Genomic DNA, 17,992 nt, shown 5'->3' with positions numbered 1-17,992 from the left:
GTTATCAAAAGCCTTTGGTGTAGCTGACGGAAACGCGGTAATCGCGACCTTCCTCGTAAAGCGAGGCGAGGTGGCGGCGATAAGTGGTATCGAAAATGTTTTCGACACCGGCATCGACGCGGACGCCCTGCAGGTAGTCCGGCAGCGGGAACCAGGTCGCGAAGATGCTGTGCACGGCGTGACCGCCGGTCTTCGAGGTCGCCGAACTTGGCGTGTTCGATACGAAGGGCACGCCGCTGACGCGATCCTGCTCGGCGACGAATTCGCCGCGCCAGCCGAAGCGGACGCCATAGTCCGGCAGCTTGGCGCCCAGCACGGCGGTGAACTTGTCGGCCGGGATGGAGTCGAGCGGCTTACCGGTATTGTCATTCTCGCCGCGGATGCGGGCATAGCCGAGGCTGGAGAAGGCATATGGCAGGTCATAGGCCGCCGACAGCTCAGCGCCCTGGATGATGGCATTGGGAATGTTCGTGTTTGTCGTGCTGCCTGATGCGGCCGTGCCGGTGACGACGGTTTCGATGAAGTCTTCCGCCCGGGTATAGAAATAGGTGGCGTTGAAGCGCAGGGCATCCTTCGCCGTGAAGGCGTCATCGAACTTCAGGCGAAAACCGCCTTCCGTGGTTTCGGTGGTTTCCGGGCGCAGGTTGGGGTTCGGTACGAACTGATTGCCCGGCCCCAGATGGGCACCTGAGACATAGGTTTCCAGCAGGCTGGGGGCGCGGAAGCCATAACCATAGGAACCATAGACGCTGAGCCACTGCAGTGCCTGCCAGTTGGCGGCAATCTTGGGCGAAAAGGCATCTGCATCGGTGTCGCGCGAAGCATTCGAGCGGCCCTCATAGGTGTCAAACCGGCCTGAGGGAGTGACAGTCAAGCCGTGCAGGATCTCGATCTCGTCCTGGATGTAGTAGCCGTGTACCTCGCTCTGTGCATTCGGATAGCCGGCGCGCAGGCCGTTCACAGTCGTGGCCGAATTCTGCCGGGTCGCTTTTTGCGTATCGGTATAATACTCGGTGCCAAACGTGATCGCGTGCTTTAGCGCACCGGTATCGAAGTAGCTGGTATTATAGACATCAAAGCCGTTGGTCAGCAGGTGCGTGGTATCGAAACGGTAGGTCGGTACGCGCCGCTCGTTGATATGCAGGCTGTTGCGGTAAACCTTCAAGGTCGGGTTGAAAAGCGGCATGTCAGGGTTGGCAAAAGCGTAGTTCAGCGATTGAGTGCTCATGCGCGTCAGGCGATCGACGGCCGGATTTTCAGTCGCGCTCAACGTGCCATCCGGATTGGTCAGCGTCAGACCGTCTTCCTTGAAGTTGAGGGCGGTGATGCTGACCTTGTGGAATTCCGCGGGCCGCAGGGTCGCCTTGAACATCAAGTCGCGCAGATCTTCCGATGACATCGGCAGCTCGCGGCCATCGCCCTGTTTCAGGGTGTTGGTGTCGCGATACGAGTAGTTGGTGAGGATATCGACCTTATCTTCGTAGCGGCCGAAGACGCCGGCGCTGTAGTAATTCTCGTTCGACCCGTCGCTGTAGCCATACTTGGTGCGGAAGCCCATGGTCTGGCCGCTTTTCAGGAAATCGCCAGCCTCCTTGGTCTCCATCGCGATCACGCCGCCGATGGCACCCGAGCCATGTAATGCCGAATTGCTGCCGCGCACGATTTCCACCTGACGCAGCAGGTCGGGGTCGAGGAAGAAGCGGCCTTTATGGCCGGCATTGAAGTTCTGTCGTGCGCCATCCAGCGTGGTGACCACGCGCTGACCGCCCATGCCGCGGATGCTGACATCCTGGCCGAGACGGCGCGGGCCGCCCGACATCTCGACGCCGGGCAGATCGCGCAGCAGGTCGTCCATTTTTGTCGGGTTGCGGTTCTCGATGTATTCGTTGTCGAGCACGGTGACGTGCGCCGGAACCTCGTCGACATTATGGGGGGTCTTGGTTGCCGTGATGGTGACCGGGTTGAGCATCGCATCGGCGACCTGCTGGGCGAAGGCCGGCTGCAGGCTGCTGCCGCCGAGCAGGGATACCGCCATGGCGAAGCGGCCCAGATGCGGGCCCAGCCGCGGATTGCGAGACGGATTCAGGTCTGATGTCTTGGACACAGTGCTTCCCCATATTTGGCCGCGCGGGCGGCGCCGATGCTGTTGTGCAGAGGCTGGCTGCCTGGCGCGCTGACGCGGCTGGGGGGCTGGCTGTGGGGGTCATATTACGATCAGAATTGATTTGCAACTACGAATCATTATTAACAATGAAAAAGACCATTGGAATGTAGGACTTGAGCCGGAGATCCCATGCAGGCGACGAGGAGCCCCGGGGCAGGTCCGGCAGCATTGGGTCCGCGTGCCGCCTGTCGGCGGGGAAGGCCCTGCAAGGGCGATTGCAGCATTGTGTCGTCTCGTATCCGCCATCACAGCATTCTGACCGCGCCCCCGGCATAGTCGCGCAATCCGACAACCCGAGGTGCCGCGTCATGGCTGCCAATCTTCTGAATCGCGCTTTGCGCGTCTCTCTTACCGTCGCTGTTGCCGCCGTCGCCGGCATCGCGGCTTCTGCCTGGGCCGGCTCGGCCCGGGCTGCATCGCCCACCGACCTGCTGGTAGCGCCCGTCGCCGTCGTCAGCCCGGCTGCCCGCGTGGTCGGTCAGGAAAGCCGTCGCGGCCTGCCGGTTGTGCTCGGCCACCGGCTGACCAGCGGTCCCGGTTCGGGGATGAAGTTCACGCTGGATGACCGCACTTCGGTGATCATCGGCCCGAACAGCGCCATCACCGTCGACGAATTTGCCGCCGACCGCGTGGTGCTGCGGCTCGAGCGCGGCAGCTTCCACCTCGACTCCGCCAATCCGGGCCGGGTCTATGTTGTGCTGCCGGGCGGCACCGTGACGGTGCGGACGGCTACCGTAGCGGGCCATATCCTGCCCGACTGCACGGAAATCGCGCTGCTGAGCGCCGGTCGCGCCGAAGTTGCCAGCCTGGGTGGCCACACCGTCAAGCTGGAGAAGATCGGCGATGCGACACGGCTGACCGGCTATGCCGTACCCAGCCAGCCGACGACGCTGGCACCGCAGCGCCTGCAGGATTTCATCGGCCTGACCAGCCAGATCGCCTCGCGCTGAGCGCCTGCCGGCCGAGAGACTCGTGCCAGAGTCTCGGGCCGGCGAGGCCGCTGCCGCCGCGTCACGGCATCTCCCAAGGTCCGCGACACGACCGCTTACCGAAATTTTATCTGCTGCCGCCAACTGCGCGCAGGCCGCCTTTTGCAGCAGACCGAGATGCAAAAAAGCCGCAATCCATGCGGCTTTTTTTGTAGCGGGCTGACCTGTCGCCACTGCGCCGCTGTGACACGCAAAGCACGGCACGGGCAAAAAATTTTCCCCGCGGGGCAATTTCCTATTGCAATGGGGGGGAGATGTTGTAAATACCGCTTCAACGACGCACCCGCACGTGCCGATGGCCCCTGGCAGGTTATGCAACGACGAACGCGTCCTTTTTGGTCGCACAGCGCTTGAGCTGTGCCGGTTCAAAGCCGGTCCGAGAGGGAGGTTTCGATGCTTGCAGCCAATGGTGGCCGCACCAATACCCGTCTGCGACGCAACTCGCAAAAGCGTGTCGAGCAGGGTCAGTTGACCCCGAAGCTCCAGCGTTTCCTCGCGGAAGCGAAGGACGCCGAGCCGTTCGTGGTTGTCGACGTCGATGTCGTCGAGCACAACTACCGCGAACTGCGCCGCCTGCTGCCGATCGCCAAGGTCTACTACGCGATCAAGGCCAATCCGGCCCCGGAAATCCTGCGCCGCCTGCGCACCCTCGGCTCGAATTTCGACACCGCCTCGGCGAACGAAATCAAGCAGTGCATGGACCAGGGCGTGACGCCGGACCGCATCTCGTTCGGCAACACCATTAAGAAGAAGCGCGACATCGCCTGGGCCTATGAGCAGGGCGTGCGCCTGTACGCCTTCGACTCGCTCTGCGAACTGCAGAAGCTGGCTGAAGTGGCGCCGGGCTCACAGGTGTTCTGCCGTGTGCTGATGGAATGCGAAGGTGCCGAATGGCCGCTGTCGAAGAAATTCGGCTGCGCCCCGCGCATGGCGGCCGACCTGCTGGTCAAGGCGCGTGAGCTGGGTCTCGACCCCTATGGCATTTCCTTCCATGTCGGCTCGCAGCAGACCGACCTGAATCAGTGGGACAAGGCTGTCGCGCAGGTGGCGCAGATGTTCACCGTGCTGCAGCAGGCTGATGTCGACCTGCGCATGGTCAATCTCGGCGGTGGCTTCCCGGCGAAGTATCGCACGGACATCCCGATGCTGGAGGCCTATGCCCAGGCCATCAGCAATGCCATGACCGATCACTTCGGTAACAATCTGCCGGAAATGATCATCGAGCCGGGCCGCGGCCTGGTGGGTGATGCCGGCGTGATCCAGGCTGAAGTGGTGCTGATCTCGGAGAAGGACTATGACGACGACCGTCGTTGGGTCTATCTCGATATCGGCAAGTTCTCCGGTCTGGCCGAAACCATGGATGAGGCGATCAAGTATCGCATCGTGACGCCGCGCGACGGCGGGCCGACCGGCCCGGTGTCGCTCGCCGGCCCGAGCTGCGACAGCGCCGATATCCTGTACGAGAAGGCCGAATACCAGATGCCGCTGGCGCTGGAAGTCGGCGACAAGATCCAGATCCTGTCCACCGGGGCCTATACGACGACCTATTCGTCGGTCGGCTTCAACGGCTTCCCGCCGCTGAAGAGCTACTGCATCTAAGCAAGCGTTTCGACGGTTCCGAGTGGGTTTGAAAGGGCCGGCCGCGCAAGCGGCCGGCCTTTTTTCGTGGGCTTTGCTACCTGCGTGTGTATAGCGCGCCGAAAATGCCCAACTGGCGTTTGCCTAAATACCGAAGCAATCAGTGAAATTGCTGCTTTTCTGTTGCGATGGCGGGCTGCCTGTGTGACAAATTTTGCGCTCGAAAAACGCGTATAACGATAAGAATCGGCTTAACAGGTCGGGAGCTTGGTGGGATGCAGCGGTTGCAGTGCCGTTGGAAAACAGGCTTGCCGATCCGCGCGACAGTTCGGGCAGGGGGAGATTGGTGACACACCCGCCATTCGGCGAAGACAAATTCATGGCGTCGCTGGCACGCCATCGCGATGCCGTGGACGAAACTCCCGAAGCCGTCGCCACCGAGAATCACCTGCTGCATGCGGCGCTCGACACCATGGGCGAGGGTTTCGCCGTCTGGGATGCCGGCCCCAACCTGGTCCAGGTCAACCGTCGCCTGGCGGAACTGTTCGGCCTGCCCGAGCATCTGATGCAGCCGGGCCTGCCGGCGAAGGAATTCCTCGGCCTGCTGATTTCGCGCGGCGTGCTGACCATCCGGGCCGAAGAGGCCTCGGCCTGGGTCAATGCCTATATCGATGCCTCGACCAAGGCCGACCGCAAGCAGGAGGTGCGCCTCACCGATGGCACCTGGCTGAATTTCGACTGGCGCCGGCTGCCCTCGACCAATGGCAGCATCGGTTATGTCTCGGTCTTCACCGATATCACCGTGCGCAAGCGGGCGCAGATCCGCCTGCGCCAGGCCGAGGCCAAATACCGGCAGATTTTCGACAACGTGCATGAAGGCATCGTGCAGGTGACGCCGGAAGGCCGCGTGCTGGCGATCAACCGCGCCGGTGCCGCCATCTTTGGCTTCTCTTCGCCGGAAGAGATGCTGGCCACCGTGACCCGGGCCGGCGACCAGCTGTATGTGAACCCCGAGCGCCGCAAGGAACTGATCAAGCACTTGGAGCGCCATGGCCTGGCGCGCGACTTCCGCTCGGAGATGCGGCGCCGTGACGGCAGTTCGGTCTGGGTGTCCAAGACGCTGCGCCGGGTGACGGATGAATCCGGCGGCCTGGTGATGATCGAGGGCATGTTCCGCGATGTCAGCCTGCAGCGCCGCAACGAGCAGCAACTGATGCTGGCCAAGGAACAGGCGGAAGCGGCGAACCGCGCGAAGTCCGATTTCCTGGCGAATATGAGCCATGAGCTGCGCACGCCACTGAATGCCATCCTTGGTTTCAGCCAGGTGCTGCTGGACGAGATGATGGGGCCGCTGGGCAATGCCAAGTATCGCGAATACTGCCGCGATATCGTGCAGAGCGGCGAGCATCTGCTGGCCCTGATCAACGACATCCTCGACATGGCCAAGGTCGAGTCCGGCAAGATGACGCTGGATGACGAGTGGATCGATCTGAACGAAAGCCTGGAAGCCGCGATCCTGCTGGTGCGCGAACGTGCCACCCAAAACCGCATCACATTGCAAAAGCGACTGCCCGAGCCGTCACCGGCCCTGTGGGGCGACATGCGGCGCCTGCGTCAGGTGTGGATCAATCTGGTCAGCAATGCGGTGAAATTCACGCCGCAGGGCGGCAGTGTCGAGATCCGCTGTGCCCTGCAGGCCGATGGCCAGCTGGAGATATCGGTGGCCGATACCGGTATCGGTATCGCTGATGAGGATATCGAGCGCGTGCAGCAGCCGTTCAGCCAGGTGGCCAACGCGCTGTCGCGCAGCCATGAAGGCACCGGGCTCGGCCTGTCGCTGTCGCGCAGCCTGGTCGAGCTGCATGGCGGCGAGCTGTTCATTGAAAGCAAGCTGGGTGAGGGCACCACGGTCAGCGTGACGCTGCCGCCGGAGCGCCATCGCCCGGGTCCGCTAGCGGGGGTGCAGAACCAGTTTACCGACGGCCTTGCGGTCGGCCAGCTGGCGCAGGGCGGTAGCAGCTTCATCAAGCCGATAGACGGCCCCGATCAACGGACGCCGCCGCTCGCTGCCGACTAGCCAGGCGCGCAGGCCGGCATCCAGCGCCTTCGCCGCTGCCGGATTGCGGCGCCCCTGTTCGCCGGCGCGCACGCCGATCAGTTCGGCTTCCTTCAGCAGCAGGCGATTGGCCGGCAGACGCGGAATGGTGCCGCCGGCAAAGCCGACCACCAGCCAGCGGCCGCCCGGTTTCAGGGCCTTCCAGGCGGTGGTAAAGAGCGCGCCGCCGACCGGATCGAACACCAGATCAGCCTGCACGGCCTGTTCCCAGCCGGCTACCGCCGGATCAAGGCAGATCGCTGCGCCAGCGGCCTGGGCTGCGGCGCGTTTCACCGGCGACGAGGCCACGGCCACCACGTGGGCGCCGCAGCCGGCGCCAAGGCTGACCGCCGCAAGCCCGGTGCCGCCGCCAGCGCCGAGTACCAGCAGGGTTTCACCGGCCTGCAGCCGCCCACGCGGCAGCAGCGCCACCCAGGCGGTTGATGCGGCGACCGGAAAGGCGGCAGCCTCGTCCCAGCTCCAGTCGGCCGGTTTGGGCAGCAGCGCGGCGGCAGGCGCGATCATCTCTTCGGCATAGGCACCGGTCCCGCGCAGCAGCACGGCATCGCCGGCCTGCCAACCTTGAACATCGCCCGCCAGGTCGATGATCTCGCCGGCCGCCTCGAAGCCGGGCACGAAGGGCAGAGGCGGCTTGTGCTGATACTGGCCGGCCACCTGCAGCAGATCGGGGAAGTTGACACCGGCCACGCGCACGGCGATGCGCACCTCGCCGGGTTTCAGCGGCTGGCGCGGCAGCTCTGCCATCTCCAGTACATCCGGCGGTCCGAGCCGCTGGCACAGCATGGCGTGGTAGCTGCCGGCCGTCATGGCGCCTGCTTCGGATGGATGTATCGCCAGCCCATCATCAGCGTTGCCACCAGGATCGCACCGCCGATCCAGTAGGGAATGTCGATGCCCACATGATCGAACAGCCAGCCGCCCCACAGCGGGCCGAAGGTGCGGCCGAGCGCAGCGAGTGATTCCATCGTGCCCAGCGCGATACCTTGCTGGGTCGCTCCGGCGCTGCGTGAGGCCAGGCTGTTGATGGTCGGGCCGATCATGGCAACGCCGGATGCGGTGAGCAGGATCGACAGGCCCATGGTTGGCGTGGAAACGATCCAGTGCGCCATCGCGGTGCCGATGGCGAGGTTGATGATGCCGATCGTCAGCAGCCGGCGCTCGCCGAACCGGCGGGTCAGCGGCCCGATCAGGAACCCCTGCATCGACAGGACGATGATGCCGATAAAGGTGAAGGCCAGTCCGACTTCATAAGCATGCCAGTCGAGCCGCGCGGCAGCGAAGAGGGGGAACAGCACTTCGATCTGGGAGAAGACGAAGTTTATGCTGCAATTGATCGCGATCAGCGCCAGCACCGCCGGACCCAGGTGCGACAGGGGGGCGAAGGGATTTCGCCACAGCGGTATGCCAGACAGGGTATGCGGTGCGTCCGGCCGCGTTTCGCGAACGGTCAGCACGGCCAGCAACAGCGCTATGGCCGAGGTGCCGGCCGCCGCCAGGGCCGGCAGGGCATAGTTCGGGTGCAGCGGATCGGGGCCAATCAGCAGGCCGCCGATCAGCGGCCCGAGGATCATGCCGATGCCGAAGGCGCCGCCGATCAGGCCCATGCCGCGCGCCCGCTGCTCGGGCGGCGTGCTGTCGGCGATGATGGCCCGGGCGATGCCGATCTTGCCGCTGCCGATGCCGGCGACGATACGGGCGAGGAAAATGGTCAGCAGGGTGTCGGCAAAGGCGAGGGAAACATAGCCGATCACGGTCAGCGCCATGCAGCCCAGAAAAACCGGGCGGCGGCCGACGCGGTCCGACAGCCCGCCCAGCGGCGTCGCCGACAGGAACTGGGCAATGGAAAACACGGCGGCCAGCAGGGCGATTGTGAAGGGCGAGGCGCCGAAACTGGTCGCGTAGAATGGCAGGAGTGGCAGGATCAGGCCGAAGCCGATCAGGTCGATCACGACGGTCAAAAGCAGAACAGCCAACATCAGGCAAAACCTGTGTGACAAGCCGGTTTGGGCCGGCTTCCGGCATTGCTCAGCAAGGCCGGGTCCGCTACTTTCCGCGCAATTTTCGGGCCGTTTGAAGGGCGAGACATGAAGGTCAAGGGCGTAGCCTACCGCACCATCTGGGTCAACGGCGACGGCTGGTCGGTCGGGATCATCGACCAGACCAAGCTGCCGCATGCCTTCGTCACCACCACCCTGACCACCTGGGAAGAGGCCGCCCATGCGATCAAGGCCATGGTGGTGCGTGGCGCGCCGCTGATCGGTGCCACCGGTGCCTATGGCATGGCGCTGGCGATGCGCGCTGACCCTACGGATGCCACGCTGGAACAAGCCTATCACATCATCAACGAGACGCGGCCGACCGCGATCAACCTGAAATGGGCGCTGGATCGCGTGCGCAATGCGCTGCACAACCAGCCGGCCGCCAACCGCGCCGCCATCGCCTACAAGGTCGCATCCGAGATCGCCGAGGACGATGTCGCCACTTGCTCTTCCATCGGCGACCACGGCCATAAGATCATTGCCGGTCTCTACGAAAAGGCCGGTCGCAAACGCACCATCAACATCCTGACCCATTGCAATGCCGGCTGGCTTGCCACGGTGGACTGGGGCACCGCGATTGCGCCGATCTACAAGGCGCATGATGCCGGCATTCCGGTGCATGTCTGGGTCGACGAGACGCGGCCGCGCAACCAGGGCGCCTCGCTGACCGCCTGGGAACTGAACAGCCATGGCGTGCCGCATACCGTGATCGTCGACAATGCCGGCGGCCACCTGATGCAGCATGGCCAGGTCGATATGTGCATCGTCGGAACCGACCGCACCACGCGCGAGGGCGATGTCTGCAACAAGATCGGCACCTATCTCAAGGCGCTGGCTGCCCATGACAACGGCGTGCCGTTCTATGTGGCGCTGCCGCATTCCACCATCGACTGGACGCTCCGCGACGGCGTGAAGGAAATCCCGATCGAGGAACGCGCCCAGGAAGAGGTCACCATCATGAGCGGCCGTACGGCTTCTGGCGAGGTGGTGCCGGTGACCATCACGCCCGAAGGCAGCAAGGCGGCCAATTTCGGTTTCGATGTCACGCCGGCGCGCCTGGTCACGGGCCTTGTCACCGAACGCGGCGTCTGCGCCGCCTCGGAAGCCGGCCTGACCAAACTCTATCCCGAATTCGCGTAAATCTCAGGAACTGCCCCATGAAGAATCTCTGGTCCGACCGCGACGCCAAGGCCGCCATTGCCCATTACGCCAAGCAGGGCGTGAACAAGGATCTGGCGCTGCGCACCTACACCACCCGCCTGCTCGGCGGTGTGCCGGATCTGGTGCAGCATGGCGGCGGCAACACCTCGGTGAAGACCACGATGCCCGATCCGCTGGGCAAGCCGGTGGATGTGCTCTGCGTGAAGGGCTCGGGCTGGGATATGGCGGTGATCGAGCCGCCGGGCCTGCCGGCGGTGAAGCTGGCGCCGCTGCAGGAGCTGATCGCGCTCAAGACCCTGACTGATGAAGACATGGTCAATATCCAGCGCTGCAATCTGCTGGACTCCAGTTCGCCGAATCCCTCGGTCGAAACCCTGTTCCACGCTTTCCTGCCGCACAAGTTCATCGACCATACCCATGCCTCGGCCGTGCTGGCGATCACCGACCAGCCCGACGGCGATGAGATTTGCCGCAAGCTCTATGGCAAGCGCGTTGCGCTGGTGGAGTATGAAATGCCGGGCTTTGGCCTGGCCAAGAAGGCGGCTGCCGCCTTCAAGGCCAATCCGGACTGCCAGGGTCTGATCCTGCTCAAGCATGGCATCTTCACCTTCGCCGAGACAGCGAAGGAAGCCTACGATCTGATGATCGAGTTTGTCTCCAAGGCCGAACGTCATCTGGCCAAGGGCAAGAAGACGGTGTTCGTATCGGGCAAGGCGTTGCCGAAGAAGGTTGCCTCGCCTGAGGATGTGCTGCCCATCCTGCGCGGCCTGCTTAGCATCCCCGTCGGCGATGACGGCGAGGTGAAGCGCTGGGTCTTCAACCTGCGCAACAGCGACGAGATCCAGGCCTTCGCGCGCGGCAAGGATGTGATGCGCTACAGCCAGGCGGGCACGGTGACGCCCGATCACGTGATCCGCACCAAGCCCTGGCCGCTGGTGCTGCCGGCGCCGGAAGCCGGCAAACTCGATGTCTTTGCTGCGGCGGCGCAGAAGGCGCTCGAGACCTATATCAAGAAGTACAAGGCCTATTTCGAGCGCCACAATGCCAAGGCGGTGCCGAAGAAGATCATGCTCGATCCGATGCCGCGCGCATTGTTGATCCCCGGCCTCGGCCTGGTCGGCGTCGGCAAGACCCGCAAGGATGCCGTGATCGCCGGTGATGTGGCAGAGATGGCGGTCAGCATTATCACGCGCGCGGAAGCCATTGGCCGCTTCACCAGCATCAAGGAACGCGACATCTTCGATGTCGAATACTGGTCGCTGGAACAGGCCAAGCTGGGCAAGGGTGGCGAGAAGCCGCTGTCGCGCCAGGTCGTGGTGGTCACCGGCGGTGCCGGCGCCATCGGTGCGGCCACGGCCAAAGCCTTTGCGGCCGAGGGCGCCGAAGTTGCCGTGTTCGACCTCGATGGTGAGAAAGCGGCTGCCGTGGCGAAGAAGCTTGGCGGTATCGGCATTGCCTGCGACGTGACGAAGCCTGCCGCGGTGCAGGCGGCGTTTGCGAAAGTGGTGCAGCATTTCGGCGGTGTCGATATCGTGGTGTCGAATGCCGGCAATGCCTGGGGCGGCAAGATCGGCGAGGTGCCCGATGCGCTGCTGCGGCAGAGCTTCGAGCTGAATTTCTTCAGCCACCAGTCGGTGGCGCAGGCTGCCGTGAAAGTCATGCTGCAGCAGAAGACCGGCGGCTGCCTGCTGTTCAACGCCTCCAAGCAGGCGGTGAATCCGGGCCCCGATTTCGGCCCCTATGGACTCCCGAAGGCGGCCACCCTGTTCCTGTCGCGCCAGTATGCGCTCGATTACGGCGCCCAGGGCATCCGCTCCTCGGCGGTGAATGCCGACCGCATCCGCTCGGGCCTGCTCACCGACGAGATGGTGGCCAAGCGTTCCAAGGCTCGCGGTGTCAGCGAGAAGGACTATATGTCGGGTAATCTTCTGGCGCGCGAAGTGAAGGCCGCCGATGTGGCACAGGCTTTCGTGCAGCTGGCGGTGGCCGCCAAGACCACGGCGGCGGTCGCCACTGTGGATGGCGGCAATATCGCCGCCGCATTGCGTTAAGCTGCCATGACCCGCACTGCCCCGCGCTGGCTCAAGCCCGCCACCGAATACGGCCCGCTGGCGCTGTTCTTCATCGTCTACAGTGCCGAGGGGCTGTTGCCGGCCACGGCCGTTCTGCTGGCGGCGACGGCGGTGGGGCTGCTGGTGTCGCTGGTGCTGTTGCGGCGCGTGCCGATGATGCCGCTGGTAACCGCCGTGGTGGTCGGCATCTTCGGCGGCCTGACGCTGTGGCTGCAGGATGAAACCTTCATCAAGATGAAGCCGACCATCGTCAATGCCATCTTCGCCGTGATCCTGCTCGGCGGCTATGCCATCAACCGGCATCCGCTGCAGTATGTGCTGGGCACATCGCTGCAGATGACGGAGAACGGCTGGCGCAAGCTCACCCTGCGGCTGGGCCTGTTCTTCGCCGCAATGGCCGGCCTGAACGAAATCGTCTGGCGCACGCAGAGCACGGATTTCTGGGTGGCTTTCAAGGTCTTTGGCCTGATCGGCCTGACGGTGGCCTTCATGCTGGCGCAGACACCGCTGATCCTGCGCCACAAGCCGATGGAAAAGTCGGGACAGGGCGAAGGCTGAGACCGCCGTTCCGTTCACTGGTTTGCGATTTGACGAGCGCTGCCTGCGCCCTACCATTCGGGCCATGATGATCAAGGCAGTTGCATACATCTTTGCAGGCCTGCTGGCCCCGGGTGTCGCGCTTGCGCAGCCGGCCGACAAGCAGCGCATCGGCGCTTTTCTGATCGACCGCATCGAGGTCAGCATCGCGCAGTTCCGCCGCCATGCCGAGGCGGCGCGCATGGTCACTGCGGCCGAGCGCGAGGGCGGCGGCTATGAATATGCCGCCGGCTGGGTCCGGCGTGCGGGCTGGACCGTCTATTGGCCTTTCGGCGAAGCGCCCGATACCGAGGCGCATCCCGCCGTGCATGTTACCTGGGCGGAGGCGCAGGCCTATTGTCGCGCCCATGGCGGTCGCCTGCCCACCGTGCAGGAATGGCTGCAGGCCGCCTATGTGGAGACGCGGCGCGACCCGCCGACGCCTTTCGTCACTGGCCAGCGCTATACCTTTCCCACCGGCGACAGCCCGGATGGCGCCAACATGTCGACGCCCGACCGCTGGCCACGCAGCGCGCCGGTGGGACAGACGGCGCCTGGCGTCAACGGCCTCTATGATATGGGCGGCAATGTCTGGGAATGGGTGGCCGATCATCCGAATGACACGGGTGGCGGCGAGAAGCGCACCATGGGCGGCTCCTGGTGGTATGGCCCGGAGCAGATGAAGGCCGAGGCGAACTATTCCAAGCCGGCGGCCTTCTATGCGGTCTATGTCGGCTTCCGCTGCGCCTACGACGCGCCGGCCTGACGCCTCAAATCTCCAGCCCTAGATTTCCATTCTGGCCAGCACTTGGCCTTCCTTGATGCTGTCGCCCTCGGCCACGGTCAGCGTGGCAAGCCGGCCCGCTTTCGGCGCCTCGACCGGGATTTCCATTTTCATCGATTCCAGGATCATCACGATGTCGCCGGCCGCTAGGCTGGCGCCCAGGGCGGCCTCAAGCTTCCAGACTTTGCCGGTGACGTCGGCCTTGATATCGAGTACGGGCATTGATCCTCCATGGTCTTAACCATGTTTCTACCTTGGCCCGTCATCCTGCGTCAGCCTAAAATGCGGGCTGTGGAGAACGAGTCGATGCCCTGCCGTAACGTCATAGCGGTGATACTGGCCGCTGGCCTGCTGAGTGCCTGTCAGAGCTGGCAGGAACTGCAGGTCGAGCTTGGCATGTATCCGTCCGATCCGCCGGCCCCCGAGGTGCTGCTGCCGCCGCCCGGCAGCGTGTCGCAGGCGAACTGGGCCGGCCAGCGCGCCACCACCAACCAGGCATTGAACCAGACCAACACCACCCCGGTGAATTACAGGGATCCGGAGAAGGTGGCCGAGGAAGAGGCTGCCAAGCGGGCCGCCGAGATGGCGCTGGTGCCGTCACCGGCCACGAAGCCGCCAGCTCCTGCTCCGCGGCAGGCTGCGCGCGCACCGGCGGCCGCGTCGTCCACATCCGCTGCAGCCATGCCGCCGGCCGCTGCCACCGTGGTGGCTATCGCGCCGGCACTGCCCGCGGGCTACCGGCCATCGCCAGCTGCGGCCGACAATCCGGCCCTGGCGGCAGAACAGCAGCAGATGGCTGCCGCCACCGGTGCCCAGCCCACACCGCCGGAGATGGCCGGCAGCATGAAGGACATGACCAGCGCCGGGCTCACGGGCTGGCGCGCGCATCTGGCCTCGCACCGCACGGAATCGGCCGCCATCAATGAATGGCAAGAGCTGCTGCGGGCCAATCCGGCCCTCTATGGCCAGTTCGATCCGCAGGTCGAATGGGTCGATACGCCCAATCGCGGCACGTTTGCGCGCCTGATGCTGGTCGGCTTTGCCGAGCGCAAGGATGCCGATGCGGCCTGCGCCAAGATCCGCTCCTCGACGCGCTACTGCGCCAGCGTGAAGGACTGATCAGAGTTCAGTGCGACGCTTCGGCTGGCCGGGCCTGGGACTGACCGGGTGGTCTGGGCGGCGGCAGGGGGCGCGGATATCTCGCCACGATCTTCCGCAGGCCGGCTAGCAGTTCGGCGATACCGGCCGGCGTTGTCTTGTTCTGGTCGGCCGCGCAGATCAGGCGCAAGGTCGACTGATGCATGGCAATGGCTTCATGGCTGTACAGCTCGGCGCTGTACAGGCGATAGAGCAACTCGCAGAGACTGTCGGCGGCCTCGGTCACCAGTGGTGCGCCAAAGGTACCGCCCAGGTCGCGGATCTGCATGGCCTGGCCATAAGCCGCCTGCAGTGCCTCGGGGATACTGCCGGGCAGCTGGTCGAGCGTGACATCCAGCGCCTGCAGGGCATCGCTCACCCAGGCATGGTAGCGGTTACGTTCTGTCTGCAGGAAAGCATCGGCAGCACCGATCAGGGCCGCGGCGGATTTGCCGCCATCGCGCAGCGCCAGCATGGCAAAGCGCGACTTGATCTTGACGATCTGCACCTCGGCCTTGGCGGTATCGGCTGCGACCGGTTCGGTTTTGTCCTGGCTGTCGCTCATGGCGATCCCGGCCTCAGTGCAGGGTCATCGCCGCCACGGCTGGGCCCAGCGACGGTGCTGTAACCGGGGATGCGGCGGCAGCATGCGGCCTGCCGCGGCGCTCCACCTCGACCGAGGAGGCGCCATCCTTCTTGAAGCGGCGATCGGGACCGTTATAGCCGCCGGGTGCCATCACGAAGGGGCGCGGATCTTCGGCGATCCACAGCAGACGATCATACAGCAACTTGGGCGAGATCGGCTTGGCCAGCACGAAATTGGCGCCGCAATCGCGGGCGCGCTCCACCGTATGGGCCTGGGCATGGCTGGTCAGCACGATCACCGGCGTATAGCGATTGGGATTGTGGCTGTCGGTGCGGATGCGTCGCACCAGATCGAAGCCATCGACTTCGGGCAGGCTCCAGTCGCAGATCAGCAGGTCGGTGACGTCGCTGCGGCTGCGGGCCAGGGCTTCGTCACCGGTACCGGTAACAGCGATATGCTGGGCGCCCAGCGCATGCAGGATGCCGTAGAGGATGGTCTGGAAGTAGCTGTTGCCGTCGGCCACCAGGAAGCGGAGGCTTTGCAGGTTCAGGGCCGGTTTTGTCATCGCGATCTCTCTGAATATTGCAGCAGACGCGGGCGGGGAGGCCGACTATCTGAGATAGTATTTAGCCAAAATGGCAATCAATCATCAAGAGAATATCTGTCTGTAGTTGTATTTGCTGAACTGCAATAAACGTTGATTTGCAGTTTCTGTCGCAAAAAACCACGGCAGTTCAACCGCTTGCGGAGGGATTTGCAGTCCCGCAGCAGCAAAAAGGCCGGGTGGAAACCCGGCCTTTTCAGATCATGGAATGGAGTGCTGTGCTCAGGCGGCGACGTCGGCGGCGCGGGAGGCGCGCTTGCGGTCGTTCGGGTCCAGCAGCTTCTTGCGGATTCGCACGCTCTTCGGCGTCACTTCCACCAGCTCGTCATCGCCGATGTAGCTGATCGCCTGTTCCAGCGTCATCTTGCGCGGCGGGGTGAGGCGCACGGCCTCGTCCTTGCCCGACGCACGCATGTTGGTCAGCTGCTTGGCCTTCATCGGATTGACTTCGAGGTCGTTGTCGCGGCTGTTCTCGCCGATGATCATGCCCTCGTAGACCGGCGTGCCCGGATCGACGAACAGCGTGCCGCGCTCTTCGATATACCACAGCGCATAGGCCACGGTTTCGCCGGTGCCGTTGGCAATCAGAACGCCGTTGCGGCGGCCCGGGATCGGGCCGCGATGCGGGCCGTAGCCGTGGAACAGCTTGTTCATGATGCCGGTGCCGCGCGTGTCGGTGAGGAACTCACCGTGATAGCCGATCAGGCCGCGCGAGGGGGCATGGAAGGTGATGCGGGTCTTGCCGCCGCCCGAGGGGCGCATGTCGCGCAGCTCGGCCTTGCGCAGGGACATCTTCTCCACCACGACGCCGGTATAGGCATCGTCGACGTCGACATGCACTTCCTCGATCGGCTCGAGCAGATTGCCGTCTTCGTCCTTCTGGAACAGCACGCGCGGGCGGCTGATCGACAGCTCGAAGCCCTCGCGGCGCATCACTTCGACCAGCACGCCGAGCTGCAGTTCGCCACGGCCGGCGACCTGGAAGGCGTCCTTCTCCTCGGTTTCGCGGATATGGATGGCAACGTTGCCTTCGGCTTCACGCAGCAGGCGGTCGCGGATCACGCGGCTCTGCACCTTGCTGCCTTCCTTGCCGGCGAACGGGGAGTTGTTCACCGAGAAGGTCATCGCCAGCGTCGGCGGATCGATCGGGTTGGCCGGCACCGGTTCGGTGACGGAGGGTTCGCAGATGGTGTCGGCGACCGTGGTGGTGGTCAGGCCGGCAATAGCGACGATGTCGCCGGCATCAGCTTCATCCACCGGCACGCGTTCGATGCCGCGGAAGGCCAGCAGCTTGGTGACGCGGCCCACCTCGATCTCGCTGCCATCAGCGCGCAGCGAATGGATCGGGGTATTGACCTTCAGCTTACCCGAATAGATGCGGCCGGTGAGGATGCGGCCGAGGAAGTTGTCGGCTTCCAGCGTGGTGACCAGCATCTTGAAGGGCGCATTCTGCTCGGCGGTCGGCGCCGGCACATGGCGCACGACGAGATCGAACAGCGGGGCGAGATCCTTGCGCGGGCCTTCCAGGCTGTCATCGGCCCAGCCGGAGCGGCCCGAAGCAAACATGCAGGGGAAGTCGAGCTGCTCTTCGGTGGCGTCCAGCGCGGCGAACAGGTCGAAGACTTCGGAATGGACTTCCACCGGACGGGCGTCCTGGCGGTCGACCTTGTTGATGACCACGATCGGGCGCATGCCGAGGCCGAGCGCCTTGCCGAGCACGAATTTGGTCTGCGGCAGCGGACCTTCGGCGGCGTCCACCAGCAACACCACGCCATCCACCATCGAGAGGATGCGTTCGACTTCACCGCCAAAATCGGCGTGGCCGGGGGTGTCGACGATGTTCACGCGGGTGCCGTGCCACTCGACCGAGGTGCACTTGGCGAGAATGGTGATGCCGCGCTCGCGCTCCAGGTCGTTGCTGTCCATGACGCGCTCGGCGACCTGCTGGTTCTCGCGGAACGAGCCGGACTGGCGCAGCAGGGCGTCGACGAGCGTGGTCTTGCCATGGTCGACGTGGGCGATGATGGCGATATTGCGAATATCCATGCGGCTTACACGAAAGGCCCGGTCATTCCCAAGCATGGGCTGGCCGGGCGCGATTCCTTTGGGTTTCGGCTAGGGTTGGGCGGGTATATACGGCCCGGGACGGATTGTTACAAGGATAGATTTGTTGCGTCGCAATGACG

General features: G+C 64.3%; 14 protein-coding genes and 1 pseudogene. 8 read left to right on the top strand and 7 right to left on the bottom strand.

Features of this window, described 5'->3' with window-relative positions; translation table 11 throughout:
- Nucleotides 1-4: 4 nt before the first annotated feature.
- Nucleotides 5-2,104: a TonB-dependent hemoglobin/transferrin/lactoferrin family receptor gene (locus AAG821_RS06080; RefSeq protein ID WP_341911869.1), complete on the bottom strand. Its 2,100-nt coding sequence runs from the start codon at nucleotides 2,102-2,104 to the stop codon at nucleotides 5-7.
- A gap of 368 nt (nucleotides 2,105-2,472) precedes the next feature.
- Between AAG821_RS06080 and AAG821_RS06075 the strand changes: the two genes are divergently transcribed.
- The 3 genes and pseudogenes from AAG821_RS06075 to AAG821_RS06065 all read left to right on the top strand — a co-directional run.
- Nucleotides 2,473-3,114: a FecR domain-containing protein gene (locus AAG821_RS06075; protein ID WP_341911867.1), complete on the top strand. Its 642-nt coding sequence runs from the start codon at nucleotides 2,473-2,475 to the stop codon at nucleotides 3,112-3,114.
- A gap of 507 nt (nucleotides 3,115-3,621) precedes the next feature.
- Entirely contained in the window at nucleotides 3,622-4,752 is a 1,131-nt protein-coding gene (locus AAG821_RS06070; RefSeq protein ID WP_341911889.1) for a type III PLP-dependent enzyme, read from the top strand.
- Nucleotides 4,753-5,110: 358 nt separating this feature from the next.
- Nucleotides 5,111-6,652, top strand: a pseudogene (locus tag AAG821_RS06065) (ATP-binding protein); the annotation flags it as partial.
- Between the two features lie 30 nt (nucleotides 6,653-6,682).
- On the opposite strand, the gene AAG821_RS06060 reads toward AAG821_RS06065, so the two are convergent.
- Both AAG821_RS06060 and AAG821_RS06055 read right to left on the bottom strand, forming a co-directional pair.
- A complete protein-coding gene (locus tag AAG821_RS06060; protein ID WP_341911865.1) occupies nucleotides 6,683-7,654 on the bottom strand; it encodes an NADPH:quinone oxidoreductase family protein in 972 nt (323 codons plus the stop codon).
- Nucleotides 7,651-8,823: an MFS transporter gene (locus AAG821_RS06055; RefSeq protein WP_341911863.1), complete on the bottom strand. Its 1,173-nt coding sequence runs from the start codon at nucleotides 8,821-8,823 to the stop codon at nucleotides 7,651-7,653. The genes AAG821_RS06060 and AAG821_RS06055 overlap by 4 nt, the downstream gene beginning before the upstream one ends.
- Nucleotides 8,824-8,931: 108 nt before the next feature.
- Between AAG821_RS06055 and mtnA the strand changes: the two genes are divergently transcribed.
- The 4 genes from mtnA (at nucleotide 8,932) to AAG821_RS06035 (ending at nucleotide 13,461) form a co-directional block, all read left to right on the top strand.
- On the top strand, nucleotides 8,932-10,026 hold the full coding sequence (gene mtnA / locus AAG821_RS06050) for an S-methyl-5-thioribose-1-phosphate isomerase (protein WP_341911861.1): 1,095 nt from the start codon (nucleotides 8,932-8,934) through the stop codon (nucleotides 10,024-10,026).
- A 17-nt stretch (nucleotides 10,027-10,043) separates the two neighbouring features.
- On the top strand, nucleotides 10,044-12,098 hold the full coding sequence (locus tag AAG821_RS06045; protein WP_341911858.1) for a bifunctional aldolase/short-chain dehydrogenase: 2,055 nt from the start codon (nucleotides 10,044-10,046) through the stop codon (nucleotides 12,096-12,098).
- 6 nt (nucleotides 12,099-12,104) lie between these two features.
- Nucleotides 12,105-12,677, top strand: coding sequence for a septation protein A (locus tag AAG821_RS06040; RefSeq protein WP_341911857.1), 573 nt, complete (start codon nucleotides 12,105-12,107; stop codon nucleotides 12,675-12,677).
- A 64-nt stretch (nucleotides 12,678-12,741) separates the two neighbouring features.
- Nucleotides 12,742-13,461 (top strand): formylglycine-generating enzyme family protein, encoded by a 720-nt coding sequence (locus tag AAG821_RS06035; RefSeq protein WP_341911855.1) that lies wholly within the window; start codon nucleotides 12,742-12,744, stop codon nucleotides 13,459-13,461.
- Nucleotides 13,462-13,479: 18 nt separating this feature from the next.
- Here the strand turns inward: AAG821_RS06035 and AAG821_RS06030 are convergent, their stop codons facing one another.
- Nucleotides 13,480-13,701 carry an acetyl-CoA carboxylase biotin carboxyl carrier protein subunit gene (locus tag AAG821_RS06030; protein WP_341911853.1) on the bottom strand — a complete coding sequence of 74 codons (222 nt, stop codon included), beginning with the start codon at nucleotides 13,699-13,701 and terminating at the stop codon, nucleotides 13,480-13,482.
- 84 nt (nucleotides 13,702-13,785) lie between these two features.
- On the opposite strand from AAG821_RS06030, the gene AAG821_RS06025 reads away from it, so the two are divergent.
- Nucleotides 13,786-14,598, top strand: coding sequence for an SPOR domain-containing protein (locus AAG821_RS06025; protein ID WP_341911851.1), 813 nt, complete (start codon nucleotides 13,786-13,788; stop codon nucleotides 14,596-14,598).
- 7 nt (nucleotides 14,599-14,605) lie between these two features.
- On the opposite strand, the gene AAG821_RS06020 is transcribed toward AAG821_RS06025, so the two are convergent.
- The 3 genes from AAG821_RS06020 to typA form a co-directional block, all read right to left on the bottom strand.
- Nucleotides 14,606-15,181, bottom strand: a complete 576-nt coding sequence (locus AAG821_RS06020) for a hypothetical protein (RefSeq protein ID WP_341911849.1) — start codon at nucleotides 15,179-15,181, stop codon at nucleotides 14,606-14,608.
- A 13-nt stretch (nucleotides 15,182-15,194) separates the two neighbouring features.
- Entirely contained in the window at nucleotides 15,195-15,767 is a 573-nt protein-coding gene (locus tag AAG821_RS06015; RefSeq protein WP_341911847.1) for a response regulator, read from the bottom strand.
- Nucleotides 15,768-16,028: 261 nt separating this feature from the next.
- On the bottom strand, nucleotides 16,029-17,852 hold the full coding sequence (typA, locus tag AAG821_RS06010; RefSeq protein WP_341911846.1) for a translational GTPase TypA: 1,824 nt from the start codon (nucleotides 17,850-17,852) through the stop codon (nucleotides 16,029-16,031).
- Nucleotides 17,853-17,992 lie beyond the last annotated feature (140 nt).

The sequence above is a fragment of the Ferrovibrio terrae genome (assembly GCF_943372915.1).
Taxonomy (GTDB): Bacteria; Pseudomonadota; Alphaproteobacteria; order Ferrovibrionales; family Ferrovibrionaceae; genus Ferrovibrio; species Ferrovibrio terrae_A.
The sequence above is the reverse complement of the archived record's forward strand: the minus strand, read 5'-3'. Positions and strand labels throughout refer to the sequence as shown.